Source organism: Vibrio sp. SCSIO 43132, assembly GCF_019904195.1.
Taxonomy (GTDB): Bacteria; Pseudomonadota; Gammaproteobacteria; order Enterobacterales; family Vibrionaceae; genus Vibrio; species Vibrio nigripulchritudo.
Genome location: NZ_CP063199.1, coordinates 1,089,001 through 1,104,471, shown reverse-complemented (window position 1 = coordinate 1,104,471; position 15,471 = coordinate 1,089,001). Strand labels below are relative to the sequence as shown.

At 47.5% G+C, this 15,471-nt stretch carries 15 protein-coding genes; all 15 read right to left on the bottom strand.

From position 1 onward, the window contains the following. Positions 1-213: 213 nt before the first annotated feature. The 15 genes from INR79_RS05025 to fliQ all read right to left on the bottom strand — a co-directional run bounded on the left by INR79_RS05025 (position 214) and on the right by fliQ (position 15,467). The gene (locus INR79_RS05025) at positions 214-714 is read right to left on the bottom strand and encodes a DUF2802 domain-containing protein (protein ID WP_004407899.1); all 501 of its coding nucleotides are present in this window, start codon (positions 712-714) and stop codon (positions 214-216) included. Continuing rightward, positions 714-1,208 carry a chemotaxis protein CheW gene (locus INR79_RS05020; RefSeq protein WP_004407897.1) on the bottom strand — a complete coding sequence of 165 codons (495 nt, stop codon included), beginning with the start codon at positions 1,206-1,208 and terminating at the stop codon, positions 714-716. The genes INR79_RS05025 and INR79_RS05020 overlap by 1 nt, the downstream gene beginning before the upstream one ends. 39 nt (positions 1,209-1,247) lie before the next feature. Beyond that, entirely contained in the window at positions 1,248-2,552 is a 1,305-nt protein-coding gene (locus tag INR79_RS05015) for a chemotaxis protein CheW (protein WP_410482893.1), read from the bottom strand. Continuing rightward, complete coding sequence (locus INR79_RS05010; RefSeq protein WP_004407893.1) at positions 2,545-3,321, bottom strand: ParA family protein; 777 nt, start codon at positions 3,319-3,321, stop codon at positions 2,545-2,547. The genes INR79_RS05015 and INR79_RS05010 overlap by 8 nt, the downstream gene beginning before the upstream one ends. 9 nt (positions 3,322-3,330) lie before the next feature. Continuing rightward, positions 3,331-4,470, bottom strand: a complete 1,140-nt coding sequence (locus INR79_RS05005; RefSeq protein ID WP_004407891.1) for a chemotaxis response regulator protein-glutamate methylesterase — start codon at positions 4,468-4,470, stop codon at positions 3,331-3,333. Positions 4,471-4,483: 13 nt separating this feature from the next. Then, on the bottom strand, positions 4,484-6,718 hold the full coding sequence (locus tag INR79_RS05000; protein ID WP_223096228.1) for a chemotaxis protein CheA: 2,235 nt from the start codon (positions 6,716-6,718) through the stop codon (positions 4,484-4,486). A gap of 9 nt (positions 6,719-6,727) precedes the next feature. Continuing rightward, positions 6,728-7,450, bottom strand: a complete 723-nt coding sequence (locus tag INR79_RS04995; RefSeq protein WP_004407889.1) for a protein phosphatase CheZ — start codon at positions 7,448-7,450, stop codon at positions 6,728-6,730. A 58-nt stretch (positions 7,451-7,508) separates the two neighbouring features. Beyond that, positions 7,509-7,877 (bottom strand): chemotaxis response regulator CheY, encoded by a 369-nt coding sequence (cheY, locus tag INR79_RS04990; RefSeq protein ID WP_000697871.1) that lies wholly within the window; start codon positions 7,875-7,877, stop codon positions 7,509-7,511. A gap of 44 nt (positions 7,878-7,921) precedes the next feature. Continuing rightward, positions 7,922-8,656, bottom strand: a complete 735-nt coding sequence (locus INR79_RS04985) for an RNA polymerase sigma factor FliA (protein WP_004407885.1) — start codon at positions 8,654-8,656, stop codon at positions 7,922-7,924. Then, entirely contained in the window at positions 8,649-9,536 is an 888-nt protein-coding gene (locus tag INR79_RS04980) for a MinD/ParA family protein (RefSeq protein ID WP_004407871.1), read from the bottom strand. Before INR79_RS04980 ends, INR79_RS04985 begins: the two co-directional genes overlap by 8 nt. 13 nt (positions 9,537-9,549) lie before the next feature. Next, positions 9,550-11,034, bottom strand: a complete 1,485-nt coding sequence (flhF, locus tag INR79_RS04975) for a flagellar biosynthesis protein FlhF (RefSeq protein ID WP_223096227.1) — start codon at positions 11,032-11,034, stop codon at positions 9,550-9,552. A gap of 42 nt (positions 11,035-11,076) precedes the next feature. After that, positions 11,077-13,170 (bottom strand): flagellar biosynthesis protein FlhA, encoded by a 2,094-nt coding sequence (gene flhA / locus INR79_RS04970; protein ID WP_004407869.1) that lies wholly within the window; start codon positions 13,168-13,170, stop codon positions 11,077-11,079. Positions 13,171-13,267: 97 nt separating this feature from the next. After that, the gene (gene flhB / locus INR79_RS04965; protein ID WP_223096226.1) at positions 13,268-14,398 is read right to left on the bottom strand and encodes a flagellar biosynthesis protein FlhB; all 1,131 of its coding nucleotides are present in this window, start codon (positions 14,396-14,398) and stop codon (positions 13,268-13,270) included. A gap of 9 nt (positions 14,399-14,407) precedes the next feature. Further along, positions 14,408-15,190 carry a flagellar biosynthetic protein FliR gene (gene fliR, locus INR79_RS04960; protein WP_004407867.1) on the bottom strand — a complete coding sequence of 261 codons (783 nt, stop codon included), beginning with the start codon at positions 15,188-15,190 and terminating at the stop codon, positions 14,408-14,410. Positions 15,191-15,197: 7 nt separating this feature from the next. Then, the gene (fliQ, locus tag INR79_RS04955) at positions 15,198-15,467 is read right to left on the bottom strand and encodes a flagellar biosynthesis protein FliQ (protein ID WP_004407866.1); all 270 of its coding nucleotides are present in this window, start codon (positions 15,465-15,467) and stop codon (positions 15,198-15,200) included. Between the last annotated feature and the right edge of the window lie 4 nt (positions 15,468-15,471).

The window sequence follows — 15,471 nt, the reverse complement described above, 5'->3', positions numbered from 1 at the left end:
AATGCCCACCACTCTAAAGGGGAACACTGTCCTGAGTTTCACGAAACTGGGTAAAAATCTGTTAATGAATCATCACAAAACATTAAATCTGTTCACTTGATCAAATAACTTGTTTTAAATTGCGGATACCCGAACTCTTGGACGATGACGAGCGCCGAAAAACAAAAAAGGAGCCGCCGGGCTCCCTTTCGTTATGTAGAAGTATCTTTTGGATCATTTTACGTTTTTTTGAGGACGTCTTTGATCTTGTCTTCGGCGAGGTGCAGCACGACCGCTCAATGGAGGCACTTTTTCCTTGCCTGCTATTTTGTTTTGCAGTGACATCATTAACTCGGCTTCGGCTTTTGGCAGCTCACACTCTTCTATGAGTTCGTTTATGCCTGCCCCTAACTGCACCATTTTACTGGCGCGAGTATAAAGCCTGCCGTCGTTATCTGTATGCTCTAACTCGGTAATTCTCTCGCTGATATGCTGAATCAGATCTTGCTGTTCAGCGACTTTCTGACCGAGTCCCACCATCACAGAGCGCACTTCCAGCAATTGCTTGTTCGTTTTTTGTAGTTCTTTTTCCAAACCACGAACTTGCTGTCTATGCTGATCCGCTTTTTGGCGGCTGCTCTTTCTTACTCGAAGAAAAACGATCACTAGCAACGAAGCGACTAAAACGGAGCCGCCCGCTACCAATGGCAAAACAGAATACAACTCGTCAGCCATTATAGGTGAGCCATTTCTTCCCACTCTTCGTCAGAAAGAAGTTTGTTCAGGTCAACCAAGATTAGAAGCTTACCATCACGGTTGCTTACACCCTGGATGAACTTGGCACTTTCATCTGTACCAACGCTTGGAGTGGTGTCGATTTCAGAAGAACGCAGGTAAACCACTTCGGCTACGCTATCCACCAGGATACCGATAACCTGACGCTCAGATTCGATAACGATAATACGAGTGTTGTCGGTAATCTCACCCTGCATCAGACCAAAACGTGAGCGAGTATCGATAACCGTGACGACGTTACCGCGAAGATTGATGATACCCAGTACGTAATCTGGTGCACCAGGTACTGGAGCAATTTCGGTATAGCGAAGAACTTCGCGTACCTGCATTACGTTAATACCGTAAGTCTCATCTTCTAGCTGAAACGTTACCCACTGCAGTACCTCGTCGTTAACTTGGTCTTTTCTTACTTCTACTTCATTAGCTTGAGACATGTTTTATCCTCATTTGTGTCGCTACCGACAATTCTACTACTAACTGTCTAATGCTTTGACGTCCAGCCCAGCATTGAGCATGGAAACTAATTCTTCTACATGAATTAAAGCACACATTTTTTCTTTAACCATGCCAGCGAGCCAAGGTCTTTTGCCTGCGCTTTCACGCCAGCGAACTTTTTCTGGGTCCAGCCACTCTGTCCCCAACAGTTTGTTCGCGGCTAACCCCCAATGGCTTTCACCCAACATAACGATGTATTCGTAATTTTCTCGATGAGAGTTATCTGTCAATTTCTCAGACATCACCCAACGAGCCGTGTCCACAACGTCTAGCTGGTCACTCCGGTTCGTTTGCAGCCCCAGGTACCAATCTGGTCTTCCAATCAGGTGGTTAAGCTCTTCGTTCTTACGATGAATACCACCTAACTCATCCAAAGGAACCGCAAATGTCACACCATTTACATCAAAATAAAGTGCCTGAAACGCTTCATTCCGAGCAACAGTGTGCCAGGTATCTTCTGCATCACCGCCACTTTGAGTTTCTGGTGCTACATCCACTTCCGTATCAACGGTGGATTCAGGTTCCTGTACTTCAACCTCAGGTTCAGATACGTCTTCCTGAACCACTTCTTCCTGGGTCTGAACTTCCTGAACCTCTGGAATATCTTCCACAACAGGTTCAGCGACGTCCCAGCTTTGAATCTCGTCAGAAGCGACCTCGACTGTTGGCTCTTCAACAGCAACTTCTTCAACAGCAACTTCTTCAACAACAGTCTCTTCAGGGCTTAGCGTGGCAATTTCCGCTGTGTTCTGAACGATAAGCTCTTCAATTTCTGGCTCATCAGCAATGTTGGTTGATTCAAGCTGGCTAAGCAGCCTTTGAACATCCTCTAAATCAGGTGCTTCAAATTCGTTGTATACAGTTTCAGTATAGGACGGAATAGGCTCAGGTTGTACTTCTGGCTGAAGATCTAACCCGTAGTCAGCCAGATTCGGTTCTTCTTCCTGCTCAGGCTGAGCTTCATCTAATTCTTGTTCTTGAGTTTCCTGCTCCTGAACTGAAAGGTCCTCAGCGCGTGCAGTATCAACTGCTAGTTCTTCTGTTTCTGCATCAGAAGAGTCCATTGTGCTATCGGCTTGTTCACTCGGAACACTATCAGTAGAAATCTCGGTAGGAACTTCTGCCACCATTTCTTCCGAAACAGGTGTTTTTTCTGCAACGGCGGCGTTTTGCGCTTCGCGAGCCTCAGCTTCTACGGACGACAATAACCCCTCTTCATCAAGAAGCGAGGTAAAATATTCATCCAAAGCCTGTTCACTCGAAAGCACTGAATCTTTAATCATCGAAAGCTAACCTCTCGAGATAAAGTAATAGCTGCTTATAGGCAAAAACGCCACGACTGCCAGACGCAAAATGTGAGGCAGGTAAGTGTTTTAAGCTCGCATCGCGAAATTTTGTATCAATTGGGATAGCGGAAGGCCAGACCTGATTCGGATAGCCTTTCTTCAACTGAGTCAGAGTCTGCAATGACGCATTGGTGCGCTTATCGTACATGGTTGGAACGATAGTCGTTTTGAACGGGTCTGGTCGAGACTTCTGCATGATAGCCAGCGTTCGAACCATGCGCTCCAAACCTTTCATAGCGAGGAACTCGGTCTGAACCGGTATCAAAATGCGATCGCTGGCAGCCAGCGCATTTACCATCATTACCCCAAGAATAGGCGGGCAATCAATAAGCACGTAATCGTACTCATCTTCAACGGAAATCAACGCTTTTTTCAGAATCAACCCCATGCCGCTGCGATTACCCATGACACGATCCAGCGTAGCCAGAGACATGTGTGCAGGTACAATATCAATGTTTTCAATATCGGTGCCCAATATCAGGGCTTGCACATTGTCTTTCTCGACTTGTCTAAGCTGGAAAAGGTCAAACAGACTGGATGGAACCTCATCCGAGTCGTACCCCAAGTAAGTCGTTAGCGACCCATGAGGATCGGTATCCACAAGCAGGACACGATGTCCCTGCTTGCTCAAAAGTCCTGCCAGAGTGACCGTTGTCGTGGTCTTCCCTACACCACCTTTTTGGTTAGCAACGCTCCAAACTACCACATTGGCTCCTTACGATAGTCCAACTTCAACCAGCATGCGCTCCGCAATCCTGTCCAGAGGCAAATCCTCGGTTGATAAGCCAGCTTTTGCCACTGCCTGTGGCATTCCATATACCACACAACTTTCTTCGTCTTGTGCCCAAATAGTTGCTCCGGCGGCTTTCAACATACGAGAGCCTTCGCGCCCGTCTGCACCCATACCGGTTAAAACCATGGAGAGCACTTTGTCTTGATAAATCTTGGCTGCCGATCCGAATGTCACATCAACACAAGGTTTGTAATTCATACGATCACCGCCATCAATGATTCTCAGCTTAGCGGAACCAGGACGACCATCAATCATCATTTGCTTACCACCCGGTGCGAGATAAGCACAACCTGGTTTCAACACATCGCCATCTTCCGCTTCTTTCACCTGAATCTTACACAGTGAGTTTAAGCGAGCAGCGAAAGCTGCTGTAAAGGTGGCAGGCATGTGCTGTATAAGCACAATTGGATGTGGGTAGTTGACAGGTAGCTTGGTAAGGATCTTTTGAAGTGCAACGGGTCCTCCGGTGGAGGTGCCAATCGCAGTCAGTTGATATTTCTTACCAGTCGCACGAAACTTAGCGGCAACCGGACGACCACGTTCTGGAGCGGGAGCAGCAGGTGCTGGTCGCTGTAACGAAGTCGTTGCTGGTCTGGCTGTTGAGCGTGTCGTGCTCGTAGGAGCTGTGGTCGCTGCACCACCAATTGGGCGACGCAGAAATGCACGTTTCCTAGAAATTTCCTGAACACGCTGCTGAAGCAGGTTTACTGCTTCATCGCGGTTACGTGCAATATCTTCAAATTTCTTAGGTAAGAAATCCAAAGCCCCGGCATCCAGTGCATCTAGCGTTGCTTTAGCACCGTCATGAGTAAGCGAAGAAAACATCAAGATAGGCGTCGGTTGCGCCTTCATGATTTCACGGACAGCGGTAATACCATCCATGACAGGCATCTCGATGTCCATGGTAATGACATCAGGTTTTAATTTGATGGCTTTATCAACGGCTTCTTTGCCGTTGACAGCCATATCCACTACTTCAAGGCGCGGATCTGAGTTGATAATTTCACTAACGCGTCGGCGAAAAAAACTTGAATCATCAACTACTAATACTCTTACCGCCATATTATCCCTTCAATTAAATATGCGAGCGAGTGGCATATTTCTTCAATAAGTTCGGTACATCTAGAATCAATGCGATATGACCGTCACTGGTAATCGTTGCACCAGCCATACCTGGAGTACCTTGTAGTAATTCGTCGAGTGGTTTGATAACCACTTCTTCTTGACCAATCAACGAGTCAACCACGAAGCCAACACGCTGACTGCCCAGCTGAACAATCACTACATGACCGTGGTTAGACTTCTTCTGACCGTTAGCGCTGTCTGGTACTAACCAATGCTGAAGGTAGAACAAAGGAATGGATTTTTCTCGAACTATGATCGTAAGTTGACCATCTACTGTGTTGGTTTTGCTCAGATCTAAGTGGAAAATCTCATTTACGCTCGCCAGAGGCAATGCAAACGGCTGACCAGATACACCCACCATCAGGGTAGGAAGGATAGCCAGAGTCAGAGGCACTTTGATGGTGATCTTAGTACCTTTACCCATTTCAGAATCGATATCTATCGAACCATTCAGGGTATTGATCGCCGTTTTCACAACGTCCATACCTACACCACGACCAGAGATGTCAGAGATTTCAGTCTTAGTTGAGAAACCAGGCATGAAGATCAGGTTGTAGCATTCTTTTGGAGACAAGCGCCCAGCGGCGTCAGCATCCATAAGACCACGTTCAACAGCGATACTTCTTAGCTTGTCGGCATTCATACCACCACCATCATCAACGATGCTCAGTTCGATATGATCACCTTCTTGAGATGCAGAAAGAATCACTTTACCCGTACGCGGTTTTCCGTTCTCAACACGGACATCCGGCATTTCAATACCGTGGTCAACCGAGTTACGAACCAAGTGAATCAATGGATCCGCCAGAGCTTCTACTAAGTTCTTATCCAAATCGGTTTCTTCACCGCGCATTTCAAGCACAATGTCTTTCTTCAGGCTACGTGCGATATCACGTACAACTCGAGGGAATCGACCAAACACTTTCTTGATTGGCTGCATTCGAGTCTTCATTACCGCGCCTTGAAGGTCGGCAGTCACCACGTCGAGGTTGGCAACCGCTTTCGACATTTCTTCGTCGTTGCTATTAAGACCCAGGCTCACTAAACGGTTACGAACCAGTACGAGCTCACCCACCATGTTCATGATGTCATCCAGCGTCGATGTATCAACACGAACGGTTGCATCAGCTTGTGGTTTCTTCGCATCTTTTGCCGCAGCAGGAGCTTGCGCTTTAGCAGCAGGTTTTGCTGGCGCTGCTGGTTTTTCAGCAGGCTTCGGTGTCGGTTTTGGTTCTGGCTTAGGTGCAGGTTTCGTTGCAGCAGCTGGTGCCGGAGCCGGAGTTGGCTCTACAGGCTTAGTCGCTGCTTCAAGCTCTTCAGGTGAAGGACCTTTTCCTGAACCGTGCAATTGATCCAGAAGATTTTCAAACTCATCATCGGTCATCAAATCGCCATCACCGCCAGCAGAAGCTGCTGGTGTAGGCGCTGGTGCCGCAGGGGCTGCTGCCGGAGCAGAAGCATTACTTGGACTGCCGCCTGAACCATGCAGTTCATCCAGCAGTTTTTCAAATTCGTCGTCGGTTATATCGTCGCCACCAGCCGCAGCGCCTGCTCTTGGTGCTGGGTCAGATGCTGGTGCAGGAGCCGTTCCACCAGTTGTCGGAGGCGTGCCTTTACCGTGTAATTCATCGAGCAGGGCTTCGAATTCATCCTGGGTGATTTCGTCAATCGATCCGTTGTCACCGCCGGATGCTTCCGGAGCAGGTGCAGGAGCGACAGGTTCTGGGACAGGTTCCGGCTCAACGACTGGTGCAGGGGCTTCTGCAACAGCTTCAGCGGCGACTTCATCTTCGCTCTCGGGTTTACAGAGGCGGTGGAGGTCTTCAATCAAAGCAGGGTCGGCAGGCGTCAGTGGTGATCTTTCCTGCACCGCTTCAAACATGACGTTTACGGCATCCAAAGCTTGCAGAATTGTATCCATCAGCTCAGCTGTTACTGAACGCTGACCATTACGCAGAATGTCGAAGATGTTCTCCGCGCCGTGACAAACATCAACAAGTTCTGTCAGGGCTAAGAATCCAGCACCCCCTTTTACGGTGTGGAAACCTCGGAAAATTGCATTCAACAGGTCTTTATCGTCTGGATTGTTTTCCAGTTCTATTAACTGCTCCGAAAGCAGTTCCAGGATCTCACCAGCCTCGACCAAAAAGTCCTGTAGAATATCTTCGTCTAATTCGTAACTCATATCTTACCCCTAGAAGCCAAGACTCGACAGCAAGTCATCAACATCGTCTTGTGAAGAGACAGCGTCCTCACGCTCATGAGCGTTGATAATAGGGCCTTCTGCTTCGGCACCTTTCTTCGCTTTGTTCTCTTCCTGCTTGTCTGTTTGTTGCTCAACACCAAAGGCCGTCAAAATCTCGACAAGTCGGTCTTCTACCTCACGAACTAAGGTAATGACACGTCTGATGATTTGACCAGTGAGGTCCTGAAAGTCCTGAGCCATGAGAATTTCCGTTAACTGGCTTCTCAACTCAGAACTGTCCCCTTCAACCTGGGTCATCAGCTCATCGATTCGATGGCAAAGAGATTTAAACTCGTCCAGCTCAATACGACCATTCATTAGACGGTTCCACTGAGGGCGAACCTGCATTAAGTGTTCATGCAAGTTGTCAGCCATTGGAAGAGAACGTTCTACCGCGTCCATGGTTTTGTTTGCGGCGGTTTCCGTTTTTTCTATCACATACTCTAGACGATCCCTCGCGTCGGGGATTTCATCCGTAGCGATTTCATTCATCCGTTGATCGACTTTGAATTGCGTCAAAGAGTCATGCAATTCACGAGTGAGTGTGCCAATTTCATGGATCACTGGGTTGTCGATAGACTTGGAAATGAATTGTACGAGATCATTAGCTTCTTGTTGCTTGTCGTTTTCCAACAAGCTCACCAACTCTTTCGCTTGCTCTAAAGAAATCATTCTACTTTTGCCCTTTCAACGCCTCTGTAAGTATGTTTGTTATAAGCGTAATCGTGGCTTACAAACGCTCGAAGATCTTATCTAGTTTTTCTTTCAGCGTTGCTGCTGTGAAAGGTTTAACAATGTAACCATTCACCCCTGCCTGTGCCGCTTCGATGATTTGCTCACGCTTCGCTTCAGCAGTAATCATCAAAACAGGAAGGTGTTTGAGCTCGTCGTCAGCACGGATATTCTTCAGAAGGTCAATCCCCTGCATACCCGGCATGTTCCAGTCAGTTACGACAAAGTCGAACTCACCTTTTTTCAGCATTGGTAGAGCGGTAAGACCATCATCAGCTTCCTGAGTGTTGTTGAAACCCAAGTCACGAAGTAGGTTTTTAACAATACGGCGCATTGTTGAAAAGTCGTCAACAATGAGGATCTTCATGTTTTTATTCAAAATTGCCTCCACTGAGGTCGAAGTCAGTGTTATTACTCGTTAAGTGTCCACGCGCTAAGTTTAGCTCGTAAACGTTGCATAGATTGGCTATGTATTTGGCTAACGCGAGATTCGCTGACATCCAATACTTCCCCAATTTCTTTTAAATTTAGCTCTTCATCGTAATAAAGCGAGAGAACTAAGGCTTCCCGTTCAGGAAGCGTTTTAATAGCTTCAACAAGGGCATGGCGAAAAGATTCGTCTGCTACCCCTTTGAATGGTAGGTTATCTTCGGACACTTCGTGAGGAGAAATTGCATCTTCCGACACTCCCAGGTCTTCAATACCCACCAGCCGAGAACAGTTTATATCAGTTAGCGCATTATGGTACTGTTCTAACGACATATTTAAGTGTTTGGCTACTTCTGCATCAGTTGGATCACGGTTCAATTGTGATTCTAGCTCATTTATCGCCTGACTGATGGTTCGATTATTCTTATGTACCGATCTGGGTACCCAATCTCCGCGTCGCATTTCATCCAACATGGCTCCACGAATCCGAATACCAGCGTACGTTTCAAAGCTTGCGCCCTTACTGCCATCGTAATTTTGCTGAGCTTCAATTAACCCGATCATTCCGGCTTGAATCAGGTCGTCCACCAAGACACTTGGAGGCAACCGACCGATTAAATGATGGGCAATTCGCTTTACAAGATCGGAATAGCGCTCCAGAAAAGCGGATTGATTTCCTGGATTGCCAAATTGATCGTATGTCAGCGGCTTAGTCACCAAAAGGCTCTCCTGCTACTTCTCTGTTATTAAGTAAGCGTTCAACAAAAAACTCTAAATGTCCACTCGGAGTTTTAGGAATTGGCCAGGTTAATGCTTTGTTTGCTAACGAACTGATGGCCAGAGCGGCTGGAGATCGCGGAAAAGCGTCTACAACAATTTTCTGCTTCTTCACCGATTGACGTACTTTATCATCAAGCGGGATACATGCGACGAGCTCTAGACTAACATTCAGAAATCTCTCTGTGACCAAGGTCAACTTTGCAAACAATTCTCGCCCTTCACGGTAACTTCTTACCATATTGGCAACAATTTTAAAGCGCTGCACCTGATGTTCGCGACTTAATAATTTAATTAAAGCATATGCATCCGTGATTGACGTAGGTTCATCACACACAACAACTAAAACATCTTGAGCTGCTCGTGAAAAACTTACGACCATATCCGAAATACCCGCAGCGGTATCTATCAGAAGTACGTCTATATCTTCTTCAAGAGACCCGAAAGCACGAATTAAACCAGCATGTTGGGCTGGTGACAACTCTGTCATGCTCTGAGTACCAGAAGTTGCTGGAATAATTTTAACGCCATGTGGTCCTTCGACCATAGCGTCTTTTAGCTCACATTCACCAGCTAACACATGTCCCAGGTTTCTTTTTGGTCTAATACCCAGCATTACGTCAACGTTAGCCAAGCCGAGATCGGCGTCTAACACTACAACTTTTTTGCCTTGACGTGCCATGGAAAGCGCTAAACCAAGTGTGACATTTGTTTTACCAACGCCGCCTTTACCGCCAGTAACAGAAATTACTTTAGTAAGAGTTGGTTGCGTTAAGCGACGGAGGCCGCTTGCTTGATCTTGTATCATATCTTTATTCATAATATTCCGCCGCCTAAAGTCCTTCCGATTCACTATTCCAATAGTGAGGTTCATCTTCCGCTGACTTCTCTAGCAACTCGTTTGCTTTTGCAAGCATGTACTTAGGTTGGGCTATCACAATATCCTCTGGCACCCTTTGTCCGTTGGCGATATAAGCCACAGGGATGGCATTTTGAATAACCACGCTGATAACCTCTCCTAAGCTCAGAGACTCATCTAGCTTGGTTAAAATGCAACCAGATAGAGGAATCCGTTTAAAATGATCGATCGTTTCCTGAAGCACTTGTCGCTGTGCTGTAGTCGGCAGGACAAGGTAGCTGTTGATGACTTCACCGCTTTCTTGCATGAGCGTGTCTAACTGCTCGGAAAGCCGGACATCACGCTGCCCCATTCCTGCTGTATCAATTAAGATAAGTCTTCGATTTCTAAGCTGATATATGACTTCGGCAAGTTGCTCAGAATCTTTAGCAACTCTTACCGGACAGCCCATAATTCGACCATAAATCGATAATTGTTCGTGGGCACCGATACGATATGTGTCGGTGGTGACGAGTGCGACGTTGTCGGCGCCGTACTCCATTGCAGCGCGCGCTGCCAGTTTTGCGACCGTAGTCGTTTTACCCACTCCGGTTGGTCCGAGTAGAGCAACGACACCGCCGCGTTTAAGAATGTCTTCTCTTGGAATGGTAATTTGGTCGGAAATAAGCCCAAGCAGTGCTTTCCACGCGTGAACAGGAGGCGTGTCCTCTGGGATGTAACAAGCCATCTGATCAGCCAGCTCCTGAGAAACCCCCATTCTTTCAAGACGTTTGATGAGCATTGCACGAAGTGGCTCTCTTCTTTCCACTTCCTGCCACATCAAGCCGGATACTTGGTGCTCCAGTAGACGACGGATTGACGTCATCTCTTCGCGCATACTTTCCAATTCTTCAGTATTGGCTTTGTCTCGGTTGTCGCGCTCGCCCTTATCGTATCGGGTTGGGTCAAGCTTAGGAGCTCGGCGGTCCTGAGACTGGTCGTCTTTCAGAAGACGAGAAAGACCGGATTCTTCAGCCAGAGAGCGACCACTTCCTGACGTTGGGCGTCGACGATCGTATGGGTCTTGATCGTTTCCAGCAGACTGGCGCTTTAGAAGTGCCTCAAGGGAATCGGCTTCAGTATTCTTTTCTGGTTCCGCTTCCTGACTATATTGCTTAAGCATATTGGCGAAACGGCGTGTCATCGACCCGCTTGCACCTGCACCGTTCCCACCAAGACTAACTCGATCTTCCTTCAGTTCACGCTTAGGCGACATTTGCGAGTATTCATCGGTTTGGCGAGCTAGGCCTGAATCTCTCGATCCATTTTTTGCCGCGCCGTCACCATCGACAGCCGCCACAATCTCGACACCGCCTGTGACTCGCTTGTTAGACATGATGACCGCATCGGATCCAAGCTCTTCTTTCACTTGTAACAATGCGCCACGCATATCTTTGGCAAAAAATCGTTTAATTTTCAAAATCGCTTTCCAAGTCTAACTTTGGTTGATTTCCGTCAGCGGTTAATTACCGACAGCCTGAACAATTCGGATTTGCTTTTCATCAGGTATTTCCTGATAAGAGAGCACTCTTAAATTCGGGATAGTGTTCTTAACGAATTTCGCTAGTGTGGTTCTTAGTACACCCGAAGTCAGCAGTACAGCAGGCTCACCCTTAAGTTCTTGGTCATGTGTGGCCTGGCTGAGTGAGGATTGCAACCTTTCTGCTAACCCTGGCTCAATTCCAGCAGACTCTCCACCTGACGCCTGCATAGTCTGATGCAATATTTGTTCCAGCTCAGGAATCAAAGTAATGACAGGTAACTCAGGCTCTATACCATTGATTTCCTGTACAATTAAGCGTTTCAGTGAAATGCGAACTGCCGCTGTAAGTATGTCGGGTTCTTGACTCTTTGATGAATACTCGGACAAAGTCTGAACAATTGTTCGAATATCTCTGATTGGAATGGCTTCGTTTAGTAGGTTTTGCAGCACTTTTACAACGACACCAAGCTGAAGCTGATCCGGCACAAAATTCTCAACCAGTTTCGGTGCATTTCGTCCAAGCATTTCCAGCAGGTTCTGAACTTCTTCATGACCAATCAGCTGAGACGCGTTATTCGTCAGCAACTGGCTTAGATGAGTAGCCAGAACGGTGGAAGAGTCCACTACGGTATAACCCAGCGCTTGGGCCGTTTCTTTCTGATCGTCTTTCACCCATACCGCTTCCAGGCCAAAGGCAGGGTCTATCGTAGCTTCCCCTTCGACCACACCATAGACTTGACCCGGATTAATGGCCAGTTCCTGGTCGGCACGGATCTCAGCCTCACCGACCGCAACCCCCATCAGAGTGATTCGGTAGCTGTTGGGTGGCAGTTCCAGATTATCTCGTATGTGCACTGCTGGAATCAGGAAGCCGAAGTCTTGGGAAAGCTTCTTACGCACACCTTTCACGCGTTCTAATAACTCCCCGCCTTGGTCTCTGTCCACCAGTGGAATGAGTCGATAGCCAACTTCCAGGCCAATCACATCAACAGGCTGTACGTCATCCCACGAAAGTTCTTTCTGAGAAACGGGCTCAGATTCTGTTTTAGCTGGTGTTTTAGGCTTCTCGGCTTCTTCTTTCTGCTTCTTACGAATGTAGTAAGCTCCACCACCTGCGATAGCCGCCAGCAGTAGAAAAGCGAAATGAGGCATTCCCGGCACAATACCCATAACCCCAAGAATACCCGCGGTAATCATCAGAGCTTTGGGATTGTCGAACATCTGGAACACCATCTGTTGTCCCATGTCTTCGTCGGTATTTTGGCGAGTTACCATGATGGCAGCGCCGATGGAAAGCAAAAGTGACGGGATTTGAGCAACCAGACCATCACCAATGGTCAGCAGTGTATAGATTTGAACCGCGTCGCCAAATGCCACATCGTATTGGATCATACCAATCGACAGACCACCCACGATGTTGATGAAGAGGATCAAAATACCTGCGATAGCATCCCCTTTTACGAATTTAGAAGCACCATCCATTGAACCGTAGAAATCCGCTTCTTTGGTCACCTCGGAACGTCTTGTCCGTGCCTGTTCCTGGTCGATAAGCCCTGCGTTCAAGTCGGCATCAATCGCCATTTGCTTGCCGGGTAAGGCATCAAGAGTAAATCGAGCACTGACTTCCGAAATACGCCCTGCACCTTTGGTGACGACCATAAAGTTAATGATCATCAAGATGAGGAAAACAACCAAACCCACGGCGTAGTTGCCCCCGATAACCACATTACCAAACGCTTCGATAACGTTACCAGCCGCACCCGAACCTTCATGACCGTAGAGAAGAACCACACGCGTGGACGCTACGTTCAATGCAAGCCTCATCAAAGTTGCGATTAGCAGTACAGTTGGAAAAGCCGCGAAATCCAGCGGGCGACGTGTGTAAACGGTAACCAGAAGCACAACCATAGCCAACGCAATGTTAAAGGTGAACATCAAGTCGAGCAGAAATGGAGGCATAGGTAACACGACCATTGCAAGGGTAGCAAGGACGAGTACCGGAGCCCCAATCGCTGGCATGGCGCGATTTGGCAGTTTAGGCAGCTTCTCTGCAAACGGCAGGTTCAATTTCATAGAAGTTAAGTAGAAGATTTAAATACAAAAACGCAAAGTGAAGGCTATTATGCAAATTCCAGTCCATCTGAATAGTCAAAAATTTGTCTACAGAAAATCAATATCTTAGGTCAGGAGGAATGGGCATATTCTTCTCTTGAAGTGTGGGGCGCTCTCCCCCTCGCTTACGGTACTGTTTAAGCTGGAAAACATACGCCAGAACCTGTGCGACTGCCGTAAACAGACCGTCAGGAATTTGTTGCTCCAGCTCAGTAGAATGATACAAAGCTCGGGCAAGAGGCGGAGCAGGTACAACATAGATGTCGTGTTCACGAGCGATTTCACGAATCTTAAGCGCGATATGATCAGTACCTTTGGCTACCACTACCGGTGCCTTGTCGGTCTTCTGGTTATAACGCAGCGCGACAGAGAAATGCTCCGGGTTGGTAATGATCACATCCGCCTGTGGAACATCTGCCATCATGCGACGCTGTGCCATTTCTCTTTGAAGCATCCGGATGCGACCTTTTACTTCTGGCTTACCTTCAGTCTCTTTGAATTCGTCTTTCACTTCCTGTTTAGTCATCTTCAGTTGATTGGCGTGCTGCCAGATCTGAAAAGGAATATCGATGGCAACGACAACCAACAATGAGCAACTGATCAGCAAAATAAAGTTAAGAAGAATATCGAGTGCGTGAAAGATATTGGCTGGGTACAAATCTAAGCTAAGCTGGAACAAGTCGGTGCGAGATGCCTGAATTAGGTAAAACGCCACTCCCGCAACCAATACTACTTTAAGTATCGACTTAATCAACTCGACCCAGCTCTGCATACCTACCATACGCTTCAGGCCGCTGAGCGGGTTCATCTTTGACGCTTTAGGCATAGCTGCTTCAACAGAAAAGCTGATTCCTCCGACACCAGCAGCTCCAGCGAGTGCTGCGACAAACAAAGTAATCAAAATCAGAAGAAGCGGAAGGAGCAGATACACGAAAGCGCCGGAAATGATTTCCAGCAGTTTTCCGAAATCGTAAATTTCCTCGCGGCTCAAGGTAAACAGACGCGACATAATCGTGAATAACCCTCTTGCAAGGGATTCACCAAACCACATTAACGCCACTGACCCTACAACTAAAACAGACACGGAAGCGAGTTCCTTTGAGCGGGCGACCTGTCCCTTCTCTCTTGCCTGTTTTAGCCGCCTGGGCGTGGCATCTTCTGTCCGTTCCTGACCGTCTGATTCTGCCAAATCAGCCTCCTAACAATTGATTCGAACAAGGCGACATATCTGGTCTCTGCCTTCAATCCAGTAAAGGTCATAGTGGGTATAAATGCCAGCGATGATGTACCAGCAAATCAGCAGCCCCACCAACAAAGCAAAGGCAAAACCCAAGGAAAAAATATTCAGCTGAGGCGCCGCTCTGGTCATGACACCAAACGACAAATTAATCGTTAACAAGGCAATAATGCCCGACAGCGACATGCTCAATGCCATCTTAAACATGGCACCAAACCACAAGGCTAACTCACGGTAATCCACCGTGTTGAGCGCTCCTTCACCAATCGGTAATGTCGTAAAGCTCATCACAACCAATTGGATCATTTGTAAGTGTCCGTCTGTCGACAAGAAAAACATGGTCGCCAGAAACATGAATAGCTGACCCAGCAAGGGCGTGTTCTGACCATTGGCTGGGTCAACCATGGATGCAAAGCCCAAACTTGCCTGCATACCCAAGATCTGACCCAGAACAACAAAAGTCTGAAGCATAAACTGAGTAACCATACCCATGGCTACCCCAATCACCAGTTGCTCAAAAGTAGTCAGGAAGCCTTGAAAGGACATAAGTTCCAGCTCTTCTGGCACGGCAGGAATAGCTGGCATAACCGCAAAAGTGATGGCTAACCCAAGGTACAATCGAATTCGGGTAGAAACAAACCGAGCGCCCGTCACTGTCATAACCATCAGCATGGCTGAAATTCGGCTATAGGGCCAGAAGTAGTTTCCCATCCAGTCAAGAATGATGTCGGCGGAAAATTCCATAACGACCTCAGTGCAGGATCATCGGCATACGCTCAATCAGATCGAAGAAGAACTCCATCAACATGCGCGTCATCCAATGCCCAAACAACATCAGCGCCAGCAATGTCACGACCAGTCTTGGCAGGAAACTTAGGGTTTGTTCGTTGATCGATGTCGCCGCCTGGAAAATCGCTACAATCAAACCAACTATCAGGCTGGGGATAATCGCGGCGCACACCATGACCAAGACAATCCAAAGTGATTCTCTGAACAGGTCAACGAACATTTCAGGAGTCATGGCT

What these genes read in the sequence shown, in the direction of transcription:
- flhA (WP_004407869.1), bottom strand. Translation starts at nt 13,170, where the DNA reads ATGAAATTGAACCTGCCGTTTGCAGAGAAGCTGCCTAAACTGCCAAAT.
- INR79_RS04980 (WP_004407871.1), bottom strand. Translation starts at nt 9,536, where the DNA reads ATGAATAAAGATATGATACAAGATCAAGCAAGCGGCCTCCGTCGCTTA.
- INR79_RS05025 (WP_004407899.1), bottom strand. Translation starts at nt 714, where the DNA reads ATGGCTGACGAGTTGTATTCTGTTTTGCCATTGGTAGCGGGCGGCTCC.
- fliQ (WP_004407866.1), bottom strand. Translation starts at nt 15,467, where the DNA reads ATGACTCCTGAAATGTTCGTTGACCTGTTCAGAGAATCACTTTGGATT.
- INR79_RS05000 (WP_223096228.1), bottom strand. Translation starts at nt 6,718, where the DNA reads ATGAGTTACGAATTAGACGAAGATATTCTACAGGACTTTTTGGTCGAG.
- INR79_RS04995 (WP_004407889.1), bottom strand. Translation starts at nt 7,450, where the DNA reads ATGATTTCTTTAGAGCAAGCGAAAGAGTTGGTGAGCTTGTTGGAAAAC.
- INR79_RS05015 (WP_410482893.1), bottom strand. Translation starts at nt 2,552, where the DNA reads ATGATTAAAGATTCAGTGCTTTCGAGTGAACAGGCTTTGGATGAATAT.
- cheY (WP_000697871.1), bottom strand. Translation starts at nt 7,877, where the DNA reads ATGAAGATCCTCATTGTTGACGACTTTTCAACAATGCGCCGTATTGTT.
- INR79_RS05005 (WP_004407891.1), bottom strand. Translation starts at nt 4,470, where the DNA reads ATGGCGGTAAGAGTATTAGTAGTTGATGATTCAAGTTTTTTTCGCCGA.
- INR79_RS05020 (WP_004407897.1), bottom strand. Translation starts at nt 1,208, where the DNA reads ATGTCTCAAGCTAATGAAGTAGAAGTAAGAAAAGACCAAGTTAACGAC.
- fliR (WP_004407867.1), bottom strand. Translation starts at nt 15,190, where the DNA reads ATGGAATTTTCCGCCGACATCATTCTTGACTGGATGGGAAACTACTTC.